Origin of the sequence: Mycobacterium sp., assembly GCF_035640695.1 — a bacterium.
Classification (GTDB): Bacteria; Actinomycetota; Actinomycetes; order Mycobacteriales; family Mycobacteriaceae; genus Mycobacterium.
Map to the genome: position 1 here is coordinate 1 of NZ_DASQVQ010000136.1, position 14,601 is coordinate 14,601.

The window sequence follows — 14,601 nt, forward strand, 5'->3', positions numbered from 1 at the left end:
GGTGACCGGCTCGGGGCATCTGGCCGACAACGCCCACGTGGTGGCCGTCGACCCGACCACCCACCGCAGCTACTACCCCGTCGCGGCGGGCACCGGCGGACGTCCGGCGCTACTGGAACGTGAACCGAGCTGAGCTGGACGCCAATTCGCATGTTGTGGTCATGACTTCAACACATCATCGTGTCCTACATCCTCGCGACGGCGGCGGCCATCATTCCGTGCAACCATCCATGGCAGCTAACGACGAACGCGCAGAACCAGTGCGATCGCCAGCGCGTTCGCAATGCCTGCCACTGGGGGCGCCGTCGGAAAGAGCAGCGCGGTGGTGATGGCAATGGCGGCGATCACGACGGCGATGGCATCGCGCACATCCCGAATCGGTGATTTGTTCTTCATACCGATTCCCGGTGGAACGAGGCCGTTTCACAGGATGCGGCTGGCAAATAGTGACGCGATCACTTTTGCGAAGCGTGGCGACTCGGCCCACCTGTCAACCGTTCACCACCGTTTCCCAGTCAGGATGGGGCTGCTGGGGCTAGTCATTGCCCGCATTCGACGCTGGTGATCTGCGCGCTCACCGATGCAAGGTTCGCGGATGTCCTCTTCATCGAAGAGTCCTCCGGCGGCGATGTCTGCGTCGATGTCGAGGATCGACTCGAGAATGTTCCGGTGGAACAGCCAGGCATCCACCGGCCCAGTCCGCAGTCAGCCCGCAGCGAGCCTACGACAACCAGCGCAGCCAACGCGCTGGTGTGCGGGAATCTAACACAACCAACACCGCTCTGTTGATCAAACGCGCTGGTGGGATGGTTCGGGACGAAGAGGCCGTGGGTTCAAATCCCGCCACCCCGACCAAAGAAAACACCAGCTCAGAGTCCGCCGCTTCTCCGCATGGCTTACAGCGTCGCGCCGGCGTGCCTGGCACCACACGCGTAGTCGAGTACTCCGATTCGTCTCAGCTCGGATGGCGCGGGATAGCCTGGGCCGTGTTTTGGTTGTGCCGGACTTGCGGGGTTGAACACGACAGCACGCCCGACGTGTGCGCGATCTGCGCCGACGAACGCCAGTGGGTGCCGCGGTCCGGCCAACAGTGGGCGACGCTGGACGAACTGGCCGCCGAGGGCATGCGCGTCGAATCAGACCTCGTCGAGGACGGCCTGGTGGAATTGCATGCGGTGCCCGCATTCGGCATCGGCCAGTACGCGAAGCTGGTCTGCACTCCGGCGGGAAATGTTTTGTGGGACCCGATCGGTTTCGTCGACGACGACGCCGCGAAAGTCGTTGCGGAACACGGCGATCTGGTCGCGATCGTAGCGAGTCACCCGCACATGTTCGGCGCCCAGGTGCAGTGGAGCCGCGTGCTCGACGGCGTCCCGGTGTATGTCAATGCCGCGGATGCCGACTGGGTTATGCGTCCCGACCCGGCCATCACGTTGTGGTCGGGCACGCTCGACCTGCTGCCGTCGGTGACGGTCGTGCAGGTCGGCGGTCACTTCCCCGGCAGCGCCGTCGCATGCTGGCGCGACGGCGCACACGGCCGTGGCGTGCTGCTGGCAGGAGACACGATTTTCCCGAACCCCGATGGCAAGACCGTCAGCTTTCTGCGCAGCTATCCGAACCGTATACCGCTGTCCGCGGCAGTGGTCCACCGCATGGCCCAGACCCTTGACGGGCTCGAATTCGACCGCATCTATGGGCTTTTCGGGAACGCCATCGACTCCGCCGGCAAGCGCAGCGTGCGCCGATCCGCCGATCGGCACGCCGCCTGGGCGAGCGGCGACTACGACCATCTGACATGAGCGCGGCACGGGTTACGCTCGCAAGCGTGCCCATTGAGTTGCGCTATGAACGGTGGTTTCTGACAGCCGCGGTGCCGTTGGGTATCGGTCCTGAGCACAGCGCGGTGCGGATTGACGACGACATACTGCAGGTGAGGATGGGCTGGGGGTTCAGCACCCAGATCCCGCTGTCGTCGGTTACCAACGCCGCGCCGTACCACGGCATGGTGACCGGTTGGGGCGCGCACGGCTGGCGAGGCCGGTGGCTGGTCAACGGCTCCTCGAAGGGAATCGTCGAGCTGACCGTCGACCCGCCAGCGCGGGCCTACGTGCTGGGTTTCCCGATCAAGCTGCGCACCCTACGGGTCAGCGTGACCGACCCCGACGCGCTGATCGACGCTTGCACGCGCAAAGTTTGACGGCCGCATGGTTCTGGGTAGCAAACCGGTATGACCCTCGCGTCAACTTCGGTTGAGCCCTCGCTGCCACGCGCCAGAGGGCCGTTGTCCGTGGCGGTTCTCGACCTGCTGAGCACTGCTCCGTCCCGACAGCAGTGGCAGCTGGACCCGACGGTGGACCCGCCAACCGACGACGCCGACCCGTACGGCCTCGACCTGCAGTTGGCCCTCTACACCTGCTACGAGCTGCACTATCGCGGTTTCGCGGGCGTCGAGCCCGGTTGGGAATGGCACCCGCGGCTCCTGCAACTGCGCGCCCGGTTCGAGGCCGCGTTCCTGGCCGCGGTGCGCCGAGACGTCGGCGAGATCGGGCCCGACGAAACGGCGGCGGCTGAGATGGAGTCGCTGTCGGTTGAACCGGTCGACGGCGCGGGACCGTCCTACTACCTGCGCGACGAGGGCACCTGGGAACAGATGCGCGAGTACTTCGTGCACCGTTCGCTATATCACCTCAAGGAGGCCGATCCGCACGCCTGGGTGATTCCCCGGCTCACCGGGCAGGCCAAGGCATCATTTGTCGCGGTCGAGTTCGACGAGTACGGTGCCGGCCGCGGCGCAGCGATTCACCAGCAGCTCTACGCCGATCTGATGGGCGCCGCCGGCCTGAATCCGAATTACCTCGGATATCTCGACGACGTGCCCGCCGAGACGCTCGCCGCCGTGAACCTGATGTCACTGTTCGGCCTGCACCGCTCGATGCGCGGCGCGACGATCGGCCACTTCGCCGCGACCGAGATCACCTCGTCGCCGGGTTCGCGCCGGCTTGCCGAGGCGCTCGAGCGTATGGGCGCGCCCGAACCGTGCATCCACTTCTACCGCGAACACGTCGAGGCCGACGCGGTGCACGAACAGGTGGTTCGCGCCGACGTGGTCGGCGATCTCGTCGCTACCGAACCACGGCTGGACCGCGACGTGGTCTTCGGCATCCGAGCCCGCGACGTCGTCGAGAACCGGCTCGCCGACCACGTGATGTCGCGGTGGACGGCCGGCCAGACGTCGTTGCTCCGCCCGGTCAGCTAGCGCGCCCGCGTGCGATGGCTCGTGTCGCACAACGGATACGACCTGCTGCGCCGGCACGTGCAGATTGCAACCATGAACCGATCTGAATCCACCGTGCTGCCGTCGGGCAACTCGATGTGCACCGGTCCTTCCACCAACACCGGCCCCGATGGGACAACTCGAACGAATCGCCGCTGCGGGCATGTCATGGCTTGTCCGCCCGGATCACCACCAGTTCCTCCTCCCGGCGTCCGCTGCGCAGCCTGCCGCTGCTTTCCAGCCAGGTGGCCCGCGCCGACAACACCGGTCCGAACGGAACCCATTGCCACGCAATGATGTCCGCGTCAAGGCCGACCGAGCGCAAACACGCGAGCGACTGCTGTACACCCGAGAACTCCGATTGGACCAACAGCAACGTGCCCCCGGCCACCAGCAGCGCCGGCGCCGCTTCACACAGCGGATCCAGCACCAAGCGCCCGTCGTCGCCGGCGTTCCAGGCCCGCGGCGGCCCGGCGTCCTCCGGGATGACCTCGGCGTGTGAGTCGGGCCCGACCGGGACGTAGGGCGGGTTGGACACCACCACGTCGTACGGCCCGGAGGCCACCGCGCGGGTCAACGAGCCGATTTGCACGTCGACGTCTACGCCGGTGGCGACCGCGTTGGAGCGCGAACACCGCACCGCCCGTGGGCAGATATCGAAGGCGGTCACGCTGGCGGCCCCGAGTTGCGCGGCTGCGATCGCGACGATTCCGCTGCCCGTACAGAGATCAAGCACGCGCCGACCGGTCGCCAGGTCGGTGCGCCGCAACGCGTCGATGAGCAGTCGTGAGTCGTGTTGTGGCGGGTAAACACCGGAGTCGGCGACGATGACATCGCACAGATCGGGATAAGTGGTCGTCAATGCGGCCCCAGCCTTTCGACAGTCGTTGTCCGCGGCTGTTGCCGCAACCGCGCAATGGGTGCCCTCGTTGGTAGCCGGTCAAACCTGTTTGCCTCGACGGTCGAGCGGGAATCCGCTGCCGGTGAGGGCTTCCGACATCGTCGCCGTGCCCCTTCAGTGGGGATCGGCCCTGCGCAATCGCAGGGTGTTTCACCCCGTAGGGGTGCTGGCGAATGGGACGATCGAACGGATGGCACCGCCGAACGAGGGCCTGCCGCTGACGTCCTCGTCCGACGTCGTCGCCCGGGTGTCCAAGGGCGCAGGCACTCCTGGCCCTTTGCCGGACATCATCGGCCTGGCCGTGCGAATTCCGCCCGAGCCGTTCGCCGCCACACCGTGGGACATCCTGCTGGCCTCCGCCGGATCCAATGTGCTCACCCGCGTCGCGGGCCTGCGCCCCGTCGTCTCGTGGACGGGCCAGACGATGTCGAGTTTGATGCCGTTGCGCTACGAGGCCAAGAACTGGTGGCTGCGCGCGCGGATGACGACTGAGATCGAGGGCCTCGGCGTGTCGCTCGACGTCATCCGTGAGCAGATCGGCCGGGGCGGCATCCGGTTCGACGTCGATCAGGCTTGCGGCACAGGCGATTTCCAGCCGCTGGCCGAACTGACGTTGACCAATGTCCTGATCCCGAAACCCGGCGAGGACGTCTCGTTCGATCCGGTCCTGCACACCGCTCCCGGCGTGGAGCTGTACCCCGGCTGGCTCGCCGGCCTGCGCGTGCGCGCCTACGGCCGCAGTCGCGAGGGCCGCCACGCTGACTGACCGGACCGGCGTCAGCCGATCATCTTGCCGCCCTGAGCTTTTCGAGCAGGGGGTGGGCGGCCTCCTTGAGGAACCGGTCCTGGCTTTCGTCGCCGATCTGCACCAAGGCGATGTCTGTGAAGCCGGCCTCCCGGTAGGCGCTTACCGCGTCGACAATCGCGTCCAAATCCGGCCCGCACGGAATACTTTCCGCGACATCCTCGGGCCGCACGAATTGGGTCGCGCCCTCGAACGCGGCGGTCGTCGGCAGGTTCGCGTTGACGTGCCAGCCACCGCCGAACCAGCGGAACTGGTCATGAGCCGTTCGCACGGCCGCGTCGCGGTCGGTGTCCCAGCAAATCGGTATCTGGCCTACCACGCGTGAGTCGCTGGGCAGCCCGGTCGCCTGGCGCGCATGGTGCCAGCCGTCGACAATGCCCTTGTTGGGTTCGACGGCGATTAGATGGTCGCCCAGCGGCGCAAACGTGCCCACGGACATGCTTCCCGACACCGCCACGCCGATCGCCACTGGGGTTTCCGGCACGTCCCAGATCCGTGCGGCGTCGATCTCGAAGTAGTCACCCTTCCAGCTGACGAGTCCGCCCCCGAACAGTTGCCGGATGATTTCGATCGCCTCCCGCAGCATCTCGTGCCTGCGCTCGACGGTCGGCCAGCCCCGGCCGACGACGTGTTCGTTCAGGTTTTCCCCGCTACCGAGACCGAGCGTGAACCGTCCGTCGGCGAGAATCTGCAAGGTGGCGGCCTGCTGGGCGACGATCGCCGGGTGGTAACGGATCGTCGGGCAGGTCACATACGTGAATAGCTCGACGTGTTCGGTCGCGTGCGCCACCGCCCCGAGCGTCGTCCATGCGTTCGGCGCGTGGCCCTGCGAAGTCAGCCACGGGAAATAGTGGTCACTGGAAACTTCGAAGTCAAAGCCGACCTGTTCTGCTGAAACGGCGTAGCTCACAAGGCTTTTAGGCCCGCTCTGTTCCGTCATCAAGGTGTATCCGAACCGTGTCATGTCAATTCGGGTACCCGCGCGAAAAGCGCTGAAACGACCACCGGCCCGAACGACCACCGGCCCGAACAACCACCGCCCCGAGCAACCACCGGCCCGAACGACTACAGGCGATCCTTCACCGCGGTGGATATCCGCGCTCCGTCGGCCTTGCCGGCAGCCAGCGCCGTGGCCGCCTTCATTACCTGACCCATCTGGCGCATGCTGGGCCGTTCCCCGATGTCCTCGGCCACCTCGGCGATCGCGGTGTCGACCAGATCAGCCAACTCGGCATCGGTCAGCGGCGTCGGCAGATACTCGTCGATGACCTGGGCCTCGGCGCGTTCGTTGGCGGCCAGGTCGCCGCGGCCGTTCTGGGTGTAGATCTCGGCCGATTCGCCGCGCTTCTTCGACTCCCGGGCAAGCACCTTGAGCACGTCGGCGTCGGACAGTTCGCGCGCCTGCTTGCCCGACACCTCTTCATTGGTGATTGCCGCCAACAGCATCCGCAACGTCGCGGTTCGCAGCCGGTCCTGCGACTTCATCGCGGTGGTGAGGTCGGAGCGCAGCCGGGCCTTGAGTTCCGCCATACCGGCAGACGCTACGCCACGACTGCACGTTTGGTGCTCACGGCGCAGCCCGGCGATGTTTGCGAATTGCCAGGTTGATGGCCAGGATGGTGCGCATGACGAACGACGACGGGGGCCGTCGACCCGGCTCACCGCCGCCGTTGTCCCACGGATATCCGGCATACGCGCCGACCGCGCCGGGATATCCGCCACCCGGCTATCCACCTCCGGGATACCCGCCACCCGGCTACCCAGCTCCGGAATACCCGCCCCCGCCGGCCCCGCCATGGGGCTATCCGCCGCCGAGCCAAGCCCCGGCCGGATACCCACCGCCGGGCTACCCGCCACCACCGGGCTACCCGCCGCCGGGCGCCCCGCCGCCCAGCTACCCACCGCCCGGTTACCCGCCCCCGCCGGGCGACTCCCCACCCGGCTATCCACCACCCGGCTATCTGCCACCGGGCTACCCCCCGCCCGGCGGCCAGTACGCGGGTTATCTACCGCCTCCGGCGCTGAAACCCGGCGTGATCCCGCTACGGCCGTTGTCACTCAGCGACATCTTCAACGGCGCGGTGGCCTACATCCGGGCCAACCCGAAGGCGACGCTGGGCCTGACCACGATCGTCGTGATCGCCGCCCAAATGCTGGCGCTGATCCTGCAGATCGGACCCCTTGCCGCGACCGGACAACTGGCCCCGCTGCGCGGCGAACAGGTTTCCAATACCGCCCTGGTCGCGTCCTCGTTGTCCAGCGCGGCAGGGGCGATCGCCACCGGCCTGTCGTCAATCCTGCTCAGCGGGATGCTGACCGTAGTGGTCGGCCGCGCGGTGTTCGGCTCGCGGATCACCATCGGCGAGGCCTGGGCGCGGCTGCGCGGCAGGCTGCTTGCGCTCATCGGGCTTACCGTGCTCGAGGTTCTCGGCGCCGTCGTGCTGATCGCCGCGGTCGCGTTGGTCATTGCGTTCGTCGCCGCCGCCGCCAACGGCGCGGCCGCGTTGATTATCGGCGTGCCACTGGTGATCGGCGCCCTCGCGCTGCTGGTCTACCTCGGCACGATGCTGATGTTCGCCCCGGCATCCATCGTGCTGGAACGGCAGCCGATGATGCCGGCGATAAAACGCTCATTTGCGTTGGTCCGCGGCTCATTTTGGCGGGTCTTCGGGATCCGGCTGCTGGCGGGGGTCGTCGCCGTTGTGATCGCCAATGCCGTGGCGATCCCGTTCGGTGTGGCAGCGCAACTGCTGCTGGTTAATTCGGCCTCGTCCGGACGATTTCTGACCGGCTTGGTGCTGACCGCGATCGGTACCACCATCGGTCAGATCATCACGGCGCCGTGGAGCGCGGGGGTCGTGGTGCTGCTCTACACCGACCGCCGAATCAGGGCCGAGGCATTCGATCTGGTGCTGCAGACCGGCGCCGCAGGCGGTCCCACAGAACCCGCGGAATCGACCGACCATCTCTGGTTGGCCCGGCAACCCTGAGCATGCCGATGATGTTGATTGATCGCGATGCCGCACACGACGCCGCTCAACAGGAACTGTCCAAGGCCATCTACCCGAAAGCGACGCTCAGGGAACGGATCACCGAGTGGATCGACGATTTGTTCTATAAGTTGACGGTAGAAGGCTCGTCGGTGCCCGGCGGCTGGTTGACGATCGCGATACTGGTCACGATTCTGGGGGTGGCGGTCGTGGTCGCGATACGAATCGCTCGCAACACCATGCGCACTAAACGAGGCGGGGACTACCCGCTGTTCGGCTCGGCGGAACTCAGTGCAGCCGAGCACCGTGCCACCGCTCAACGCTTTGCGGCCCAAGGTGATTGGGCGGCAGCGATTCGACATCGGCTGCGGGCCATCGCGCGCCAGTTGGAGGAGGACGGCGTTCTCACGGCGGTGCCCGGTCGCACTGCGAACGAGCTGGCCCGAGACGCCGCACATCTGCGGCCCGACCTCGCGTCGGATTTGAGCACGGCCGCAACGTCTTTCAACGATGTCACTTATGGCAAGCGGCCCGGCACCGAAGCCGAATACCGCCAGATCGCTCGGGTCGATGAGCGGCTTGGGTCACGACCAGGCGGTTCGCCCTTCGCGGCCATGTCAAACAACGTCACCGACTCGTGGGCGCACGTGCAGTGACAACCGTTGCGCCCACCCGGCACGACGTCACGCCAACGGTGTCCGAGCGGTGGCGCATCTGGCGCTGGGGGCTGTTGGCGCTGATCATCATTGCCTGCGTTGCGGCGCTGACCACATACCTGACCGCGCCCCGGCCAGGTGGTCGCATGGACGCCGAATCGACCGGCTCGGACGGCGCGCACGCGTTGGTGGCATTGCTGCGCGATCGCGGCGTCGATGTGGTGGTCGCGCAAACCGTCGCCGACGTGCAGCGGGCCGCGCGGCCCGACGCGCTGCTATTGGTCGCGGAAACCTACTACATGGTCAATGACGACCTGCTGCGGCGTGTCGTTGACGCCCCAGGTGATCGGCTGGTGGTCGAACCGGTGTCGACGACGCGCGCCACGCTGACGCCGAAGATCCGCATCGGCTCCGGCAACAGCATCGGCGACCACCCGAATTGCGCGATGCCGGAAGCGGTGCGCGCCGGGCGCGTGCAGTTCGGGTTCAGCGACACGTACGAGGCGGCGAGCGATCAGGTTTCCCTGACTCGTTGCTACGACGGCGCGCTCGTGCGCTATCGCGACGGCGACCACACGATCACGGTGGTGGGAACCGCGGACTTCATGACGAACTCCGGCCTGCTGCACGAGGGCAACGCCGCGCTGGCGATGAACCTGGCTGGTCAGCGCCCGCGCCTTGTCTGGTACGCGCCACAGCGCGCCGAGAATGAATCATCGGGCGGCTCAGGAATTCTGAATCTGATACCGGACCGAGTCGGCTGGATCGTCTGGCAACTCTGCCTGGTGGTACTGCTGCTGGCGCTGTGGCGCGGCCGGCGACTCGGTCCGCTGGTGGCCGAGCGGCTACCGGTGATCGTGCGCGCATCCGAGACCGTGGAGGGCCGCGGCCGGCTGTATCGGTCGCGTCGCGCCCGCGATCGCGCGGCCGACGCGCTGCGAACTGCCGCGCTGCAGCGGATGCTGCCCCGCCTCGGGCTGTCCGCCAACGCCGCCCCGTCGGCGGTGGTCGCCGCCGTGGCCGCGCGCAGTCGCACCCGCCCGGACTTTGTGCAACACGTTTTGTACGGCCCCGCGCCGACCACCGACGACGACTTGACACATCTCGCCTCAGAACTCGACAACATCGAAAGGCAGGTCGCGCAGTCGTGACACAAGCAGCGCCGACATCAACACCGGAGGCCGCGCGCAATGCTCTGATGGCTTTGCGCGCCGAGATCGCCAAGGCCGTCGTCGGCCAGGACGCCGTCGTCAGCGGACTGGTGATCGCGCTGCTGTGCCGGGGACATGTCCTGCTGGAAGGTGTTCCGGGTGTGGCCAAGACGCTGTTGGTGCGTGCGATGGCGGCCGCATTGCAGCTGGAGTTCAAACGCGTCCAGTTCACGCCCGACCTCATGCCCGGCGACGTGACCGGCTCACTGGTCTATGACGCGCGCACCGCGGCGTTCGAGTTCCGCGCCGGCCCGGTGTTCACCAACCTGTTGCTGGCCGACGAGATTAACCGCACGCCGCCCAAAACGCAGGCCGCGCTGCTGGAGGCGATGGAGGAGCGGCAGGTCAGCGTCGAGGGTGAGGGCCGCCCGCTGCCGGACCCGTTCATCGTCGCCGCCACCCAGAACCCTATCGAGTACGAGGGCACCTACCAGCTGCCCGAGGCGCAGCTGGACCGCTTCCTGCTCAAGCTCAATGTGCCGTTGCCACCGCGTGATCAGGAGATCGCGATCCTCGATCGCCATGCCCGCGGCTTCGATCCGCGCGACCTGTCGGCCGTTCGGCCCGTCGCCACCACGGACGACCTGCTTGCTGCCCGTGATGCGGTCCGGCAGGTGACGATTGCCGAAGAGGTCCTCGGCTACATCGTCGACATCGTCGGCGCCACAAGGCAATCGCCGTCGCTTCAGCTCGGCGTCTCCCCTCGCGGCGCCACCGCGCTGCTCGCCACCGCACGGTCATGGGCGTGGCTGTCAGACCGCAACTATGTCACGCCCGACGACGTCAAGGCGATGGCGCGTCCGGTGTTTCGGCACCGCGTCGCCCTGCGCCCGGAGGCCGAGCTCGAAGGGGCAACTCCCGACGGCGTGCTGGATGGCATTCTCGCGTCGGTACCGGTGCCGCGCTAGTGATCCTCACCGGCCGCACCGGTCTGCTGGCCTTGTTGTGTGTGCTGCCTATCGCGCTTTCGCCGTGGCCGGCAAAAGCCTTCGCCGGGCTGCTCGCGGTCCTGTTGTTGTTAGTGGCGGCCGACATTGCGCTGGCGGCCGGCCCGCGCATGCTGCGGTTCAGCCGCGACGGCGACGTGTCGGTGCGGCTGGGTCAGTCGGTCGACGCCGTATTGCAGGTGCACAACGGCGGTCGGCGCCCGTTTCGCGGCTGGTTGCGCGACGCGTGGGCGCCCAGCGCCATGGCCCGGCCGCGAACGCATGCCGTCGACATCGGCGCCGGCCAGCAGGTCGGCGTGGTGACCCGGCTGCGACCGATCCGCCGCGGCGATCAGCATTCGGCGATCGTCACTGCGCGGTCGGTCGGGCCGCTTGGCCTCGGTGGCCGGCAGAGCTCGCATCGGGTGCCGTGGCAGGTCCGGGTGTTGCCGCCGTTCTTGTCGCGCAAGCATCTTCCGTCGCGGCTGGCCAAATTGCGTGAAATCGAGGGCCAGCTGCCGGTGCTGATCCGCGGTCAGGGCACCGAATTCGATTCCTTGCGTGAGTATGTCGTGGGCGACGACGTCCGCTCGATCGACTGGCGGGCTACCGCCCGCCGCGCCGACGTCGTGGTGCGCACATGGCGGCCGGAACGCGATCGGCGAGTGGTCATCGTGCTCGACACCGGGCGCACGTCGGCGGGCCGCGTCGGCGTCGACCCGACGGCCACCGATCCCGGCGGGTGGCCGCGACTGGACTGGTCGATGGATGCGGCGCTGCTGCTGGCGGCACTCGCGTCGCGGGCCGGTGACCACGTCGACTTCCTCGCTCACGACCGGGTGCCGCGGGCCGGTGTCTACCACGCGTCGCGCACCGAGCTGCTGGCGCAGCTAGTCGACGCGATGGCGCCGCTCGAGCCCGCGCTGGTGGAATCCGACGCGTCCGCTATGGTGGCCGCGCTGCTGCGCCGCATCCGGCGCCGCGCCCTGGTCGTGCTGATGACCGACCTCAACGCGTCTGCGCTCGATGAGGGCTTGATGCCGGTGTTGCCGCGGCTGTCGGCCAAGCATCAGGTGATCGTCGCCGCGGTCGCCGATCCGCGCGTCGACGTGCTGGCCGCCGGCCGCGCCGATGCGGCGCAGGTATATGACGCCGCCGCGGCCGAACGATCCCGAAATGAGCGGCGCTCCATCGCATCCCGGTTACGGCGCAGCGGCGTCGACGTCGTCGACGCCGCGCCCGAGAATTTCGCGCCAGCGCTCGCCGACCGCTATCTGGCGATGAAGGCCGCCGGCAAGCTGTAACACCGACGCTCGCCCCAAGCTGCCGCGCCGACACTCGCCGTTACTGAGTTGGCACGAAGTCCGGAGCACTCTCGACGTCGCCGGACTCGCCCGCGGCGGCGGCCTTGCGGCCGAAATGCACGACGTAGGCCAAGAACAACACCTCGACCAGCACGCCGATGCCGATGCGCAGGAACGTGGGCAGCGGCGACGGTGTCACCAACGCCTCGATCAGACCCGACACCAGCAGTACCCCAACCAGTCCAACGGCGACCGCCACCACCGCGCGGCCCTGCTCGGCCAGCACCTGCGCCCGCGGCCGGTGTCCGGGCGAGACCACCGACCAACCCAGCCGCAGCCCGGCCGCCGCCGACAGGAACACCGCGGTCAGCTCGAGAAGCCCGTGCGGCATGAGGAGTCCAAGGAAGATGCCGCCCTTGCCGGCATGAAACATCAGGCCCGCGGCGACGCCCAGATTGGCGGCGTTCTGAAACAACACGTACGGGATCGGGATGCCGAGCAATATCGCGGACGCGATGCATTGCGCGGACACCCAGGAGTTGTTCACCCATACCTGCAGCGCGAAGGATCCGGCCGGGTTCTCGCTGTAGTACGACGAGAAATCGTGGTTGACCAACTGGTCGATCTCACGCGGCGTTCCGATTGTGGCCTGCACCTCCGGTGATCCCGCGACCCAGAAGCCGATCACCAAGGTGACGATGAAGAACACCACAGCCGAGCCGAGCCACCACCGCCAGGACCGGTACGCGACGACCGGAAACGACACCGTCCAGAACCGGACGAACTCGCTCCACAGCGGCGAATGCGCGCCCGTGACCGCGGAGCGTGCGCGGGCCACCAGCGTGGACAGCCGGCCCACCAGCATTGAATCGCCGGCAGCCGAGCGAACCATCGACAAGTGCGTCGACACCCGCTGATACAGATCCACCAACTCGTCGACCTCGGGCCCCGTTAGACGCCTGCGGTGCTTGGTCAGATATTCCAGCCGGTCCCAGGTGGGGCGGTGGGCCAGCACGAACGCGTCGACGTCCACCCCGCAAAGCCTATAGCCTCGGGCGGTATGCCCGACCTGGTAACCGGCGACGCCGTGGTGCTCGACGTTCAGATCGCGCAGCTGCCGGTGCGCGCGGTCGGAGCGTTGATCGACGTCGCGGTCGTGTCCGTCGGCTATCTGGTGGGCGTGATGCTGTGGGCCGCCGCGATGGGTCAGCTGGATCCGGCACTGTCAGGCGCGGCTCTCATCATCTTCACGGTGCTGGTCATGGTGGGGTATCCCGTCGTTTTCGAAACGGCCACCCGCGGACGCAGTTTGGGCAAACTGGCGATGGGCCTGCGCGTGGTGTCCGACGACGGCGGCCCGGAACGCTTCCGGCAGGCGCTGTTTCGCGCGCTGGCCGGCGTGGTCGAGATCTGGACGTTCTTCGGCGGGCCCGCCGTGTTGTGCAGCCTGTTGAATTCGAAGGGCAAACGCATAGGCGACGTGTTCGCCGGCACGGTGGTGATCAGCGAGCGCGGCCCGAAGCTGGCGCCGCCGCCGGTGATGCCGCCGTCGCTGGCGTGGTGGGCGTCGACGCTGCAGCTGTCCGCGCTTGGCCCGGAACAGGTCGAGCTGGCACGCCAATTCCTCACCCGCGCACCCGAATTGCAGCCAAGGTTGCGCGACGAGATGGCCTACCGCATCGCCGCCGACGTCGCGGCGAGGATTTCACCGCCACCGCCACCGGGTGCTCCGCCGCAGTATGTGCTGGCGGCCGTGCTGGCCGAGCGGCACCGGCGCGAGTTGTCCCGGCTGCGACCGCCCACGCCGGCCTATCGACCGCCCACGCCGGCCTATCAACAACCCCCACCCCCGTCTCACCCGCCCGCGCCCCCAGCCGGGGTACCTCCGCCGCCCGCGGCCCAACCCCCGCCCGTCCCCGCGCCCGCCGCACCTCCGCAGTCGTGGCCCGGCGACGGCGGATTCGCCCCACCGACCTAGCGATAGCGAAGTCCGACCGCAAACAGCGCTGCGCCGATCAGCGGCGCAATCGTGCGGACGTGATTCCACGCCGTCCAGGTCGAGTAGTAGGCCTGCCATTCGCGGGCGGCGTCCGCCGCGGACAGGCCGGCCGGGTCAAGGGTGTCCAGGTGGTCGTTCAGCGGCACGTTGAACGCGATGGTGGTGATCACGCCGATGACCGCGAAGACGGCCCCGGCCACCAGCCACCCGCTGCCCGGCTGCCGAATCTGGATCACGGCGACGATGCCGACCACCACCGCCAGCAACGCAGAACCGACGAACACCGACAGGAACGGCGGGTTCGCTTGCGCCTCAGCGTCGATGCCGCGCATCGCGGTGATGGCGTCGACCGGGCCGGTGCGGTCCAGGCCGCGCATCACAAATGTCGAGAACGCATAGAACAATCCGCCGATGGCTGCGCTGCTGATCGTGGCGATGGTGGTCAGGACGACAACTGGGCTCATGGTCATGAGCGGCAGTCAACCGGTGCGCGCCGAGACGATCCATGGTTCAGCGTCCCGTTTGCATACGAGGT

Annotated in this window: 17 protein-coding genes and 1 pseudogene; 11 read left to right on the forward strand and 7 right to left on the reverse strand. The window is 67.7% G+C overall.

Annotation, left to right across the window (positions count from 1 at the left end; translation table 11 throughout):
• Positions 1-133: pseudogene (locus tag VE759_RS22945) on the forward strand (YncE family protein); the annotation flags it as partial.
• Positions 134-237: 104 nt separating this feature from the next.
• On the opposite strand, the gene VE759_RS15850 reads toward VE759_RS22945, so the two are convergent.
• A complete protein-coding gene (locus VE759_RS15850) occupies positions 238-396 on the reverse strand; it encodes a hypothetical protein (protein WP_324934110.1) in 159 nt (52 codons plus the stop codon).
• A 641-nt stretch (positions 397-1,037) separates the two neighbouring features.
• Between VE759_RS15850 and VE759_RS15855 the strand changes: the two genes are divergently transcribed.
• Genes VE759_RS15855 through VE759_RS15865 form a run of 3 tightly spaced genes read left to right on the forward strand, consistent with a single transcriptional unit; the run spans position 1,038 to position 3,256 of the window.
• Positions 1,038-1,799, forward strand: coding sequence for an MBL fold metallo-hydrolase (locus VE759_RS15855; RefSeq protein ID WP_324934112.1), 762 nt, complete (start codon positions 1,038-1,040; stop codon positions 1,797-1,799).
• Positions 1,800-1,825: 26 nt separating this feature from the next.
• Entirely contained in the window at positions 1,826-2,197 is a 372-nt protein-coding gene (locus VE759_RS15860; RefSeq protein ID WP_324934114.1) for a hypothetical protein, read from the forward strand.
• 30 nt (positions 2,198-2,227) lie between these two features.
• On the forward strand, positions 2,228-3,256 hold the full coding sequence (locus VE759_RS15865; protein WP_324934116.1) for an iron-containing redox enzyme family protein: 1,029 nt from the start codon (positions 2,228-2,230) through the stop codon (positions 3,254-3,256).
• Here the strand turns inward: VE759_RS15865 and VE759_RS15870 are convergent.
• On the reverse strand, positions 3,253-3,444 hold the full coding sequence (locus VE759_RS15870; protein WP_324934118.1) for a CDGSH iron-sulfur domain-containing protein: 192 nt from the start codon (positions 3,442-3,444) through the stop codon (positions 3,253-3,255). The two genes, VE759_RS15865 and VE759_RS15870, sit on opposite strands and share 4 nt — an antisense overlap.
• Positions 3,441-4,136 carry a HemK2/MTQ2 family protein methyltransferase gene (locus VE759_RS15875; protein ID WP_324934119.1) on the reverse strand — a complete coding sequence of 232 codons (696 nt, stop codon included), beginning with the start codon at positions 4,134-4,136 and terminating at the stop codon, positions 3,441-3,443. Before VE759_RS15875 ends, VE759_RS15870 begins: the two co-directional genes overlap by 4 nt.
• Positions 4,137-4,257: 121 nt before the next feature.
• Here VE759_RS15875 and VE759_RS15880 point away from each other — a divergent pair, with 121 nt between their 5' ends.
• Positions 4,258-4,941: a phosphodiesterase gene (locus tag VE759_RS15880; protein ID WP_324934120.1), complete on the forward strand. Its 684-nt coding sequence runs from the start codon at positions 4,258-4,260 to the stop codon at positions 4,939-4,941.
• A gap of 19 nt (positions 4,942-4,960) precedes the next feature.
• On the opposite strand, the gene VE759_RS15885 is transcribed toward VE759_RS15880, so the two are convergent.
• Positions 4,961-5,944 carry an LLM class F420-dependent oxidoreductase gene (locus tag VE759_RS15885; protein WP_324934123.1) on the reverse strand — a complete coding sequence of 328 codons (984 nt, stop codon included), beginning with the start codon at positions 5,942-5,944 and terminating at the stop codon, positions 4,961-4,963.
• Positions 5,945-6,045: 101 nt separating this feature from the next.
• On the reverse strand, positions 6,046-6,510 hold the full coding sequence (locus tag VE759_RS15890) for a GatB/YqeY domain-containing protein (RefSeq protein WP_324934125.1): 465 nt from the start codon (positions 6,508-6,510) through the stop codon (positions 6,046-6,048).
• A gap of 86 nt (positions 6,511-6,596) precedes the next feature.
• On the opposite strand from VE759_RS15890, the gene VE759_RS15895 reads away from it, so the two are divergent.
• Genes VE759_RS15895 through VE759_RS15915 form a run of 5 tightly spaced genes read left to right on the forward strand, consistent with a single transcriptional unit; the run spans position 6,597 to position 12,067 of the window.
• A complete protein-coding gene (locus tag VE759_RS15895; RefSeq protein WP_324934127.1) occupies positions 6,597-7,970 on the forward strand; it encodes a glycerophosphoryl diester phosphodiesterase membrane domain-containing protein in 1,374 nt (457 codons plus the stop codon).
• 2 nt (positions 7,971-7,972) lie between these two features.
• Entirely contained in the window at positions 7,973-8,626 is a 654-nt protein-coding gene (locus tag VE759_RS15900) for a DUF4129 domain-containing protein (RefSeq protein ID WP_324934129.1), read from the forward strand.
• Positions 8,623-9,777, forward strand: a complete 1,155-nt coding sequence (locus VE759_RS15905; protein ID WP_324934131.1) for a DUF4350 domain-containing protein — start codon at positions 8,623-8,625, stop codon at positions 9,775-9,777. The genes VE759_RS15900 and VE759_RS15905 overlap by 4 nt, the downstream gene beginning before the upstream one ends.
• A 47-nt stretch (positions 9,778-9,824) precedes the next feature.
• Positions 9,825-10,745: a MoxR family ATPase gene (locus tag VE759_RS15910; RefSeq protein WP_324934133.1), complete on the forward strand. Its 921-nt coding sequence runs from the start codon at positions 9,825-9,827 to the stop codon at positions 10,743-10,745.
• Positions 10,745-12,067 (forward strand): DUF58 domain-containing protein, encoded by a 1,323-nt coding sequence (locus VE759_RS15915; RefSeq protein ID WP_324934135.1) that lies wholly within the window; start codon positions 10,745-10,747, stop codon positions 12,065-12,067. Before VE759_RS15910 ends, VE759_RS15915 begins: the two co-directional genes overlap by 1 nt.
• A 40-nt stretch (positions 12,068-12,107) precedes the next feature.
• Here the strand turns inward: VE759_RS15915 and VE759_RS15920 are convergent, their stop codons facing one another.
• Complete coding sequence (locus tag VE759_RS15920) at positions 12,108-13,100, reverse strand: stage II sporulation protein M (RefSeq protein ID WP_324934137.1); 993 nt, start codon at positions 13,098-13,100, stop codon at positions 12,108-12,110.
• Positions 13,101-13,127: 27 nt separating this feature from the next.
• On the opposite strand from VE759_RS15920, the gene VE759_RS15925 reads away from it, so the two are divergent.
• On the forward strand, positions 13,128-14,045 hold the full coding sequence (locus VE759_RS15925) for an RDD family protein (RefSeq protein WP_324934139.1): 918 nt from the start codon (positions 13,128-13,130) through the stop codon (positions 14,043-14,045).
• Here the strand turns inward: VE759_RS15925 and VE759_RS15930 are convergent.
• Positions 14,042-14,536, reverse strand: a complete 495-nt coding sequence (locus tag VE759_RS15930; protein WP_324934141.1) for a DUF1772 domain-containing protein — start codon at positions 14,534-14,536, stop codon at positions 14,042-14,044. The two genes, VE759_RS15925 and VE759_RS15930, sit on opposite strands and share 4 nt — an antisense overlap.
• Between the last annotated feature and the right edge of the window lie 65 nt (positions 14,537-14,601).

Excerpts from the sequence above, each read along its gene's own strand:
- VE759_RS15850 (WP_324934110.1), bottom strand. The coding sequence starts at position 396 with ATGAAGAACAAATCACCGATTCGGGATGTGCGCGATGCCATCGCCGTC.
- VE759_RS15865 (WP_324934116.1), top strand. The coding sequence starts at position 2,228 with ATGACCCTCGCGTCAACTTCGGTTGAGCCCTCGCTGCCACGCGCCAGA.
- VE759_RS15870 (WP_324934118.1), bottom strand. The coding sequence starts at position 3,444 with ATGACATGCCCGCAGCGGCGATTCGTTCGAGTTGTCCCATCGGGGCCG.
- VE759_RS15885 (WP_324934123.1), bottom strand. The coding sequence starts at position 5,944 with ATGACACGGTTCGGATACACCTTGATGACGGAACAGAGCGGGCCTAAA.
- VE759_RS15890 (WP_324934125.1), bottom strand. The coding sequence starts at position 6,510 with ATGGCGGAACTCAAGGCCCGGCTGCGCTCCGACCTCACCACCGCGATG.
- VE759_RS15895 (WP_324934127.1), top strand. The coding sequence starts at position 6,597 with ATGGTGCGCATGACGAACGACGACGGGGGCCGTCGACCCGGCTCACCG.
- VE759_RS15900 (WP_324934129.1), top strand. The coding sequence starts at position 7,973 with ATGCCGATGATGTTGATTGATCGCGATGCCGCACACGACGCCGCTCAA.
- VE759_RS15910 (WP_324934133.1), top strand. The coding sequence starts at position 9,825 with ATGGCTTTGCGCGCCGAGATCGCCAAGGCCGTCGTCGGCCAGGACGCC.
- VE759_RS15925 (WP_324934139.1), top strand. The coding sequence starts at position 13,128 with ATGCCCGACCTGGTAACCGGCGACGCCGTGGTGCTCGACGTTCAGATC.
- VE759_RS15930 (WP_324934141.1), bottom strand. The coding sequence starts at position 14,536 with ATGACCATGAGCCCAGTTGTCGTCCTGACCACCATCGCCACGATCAGC.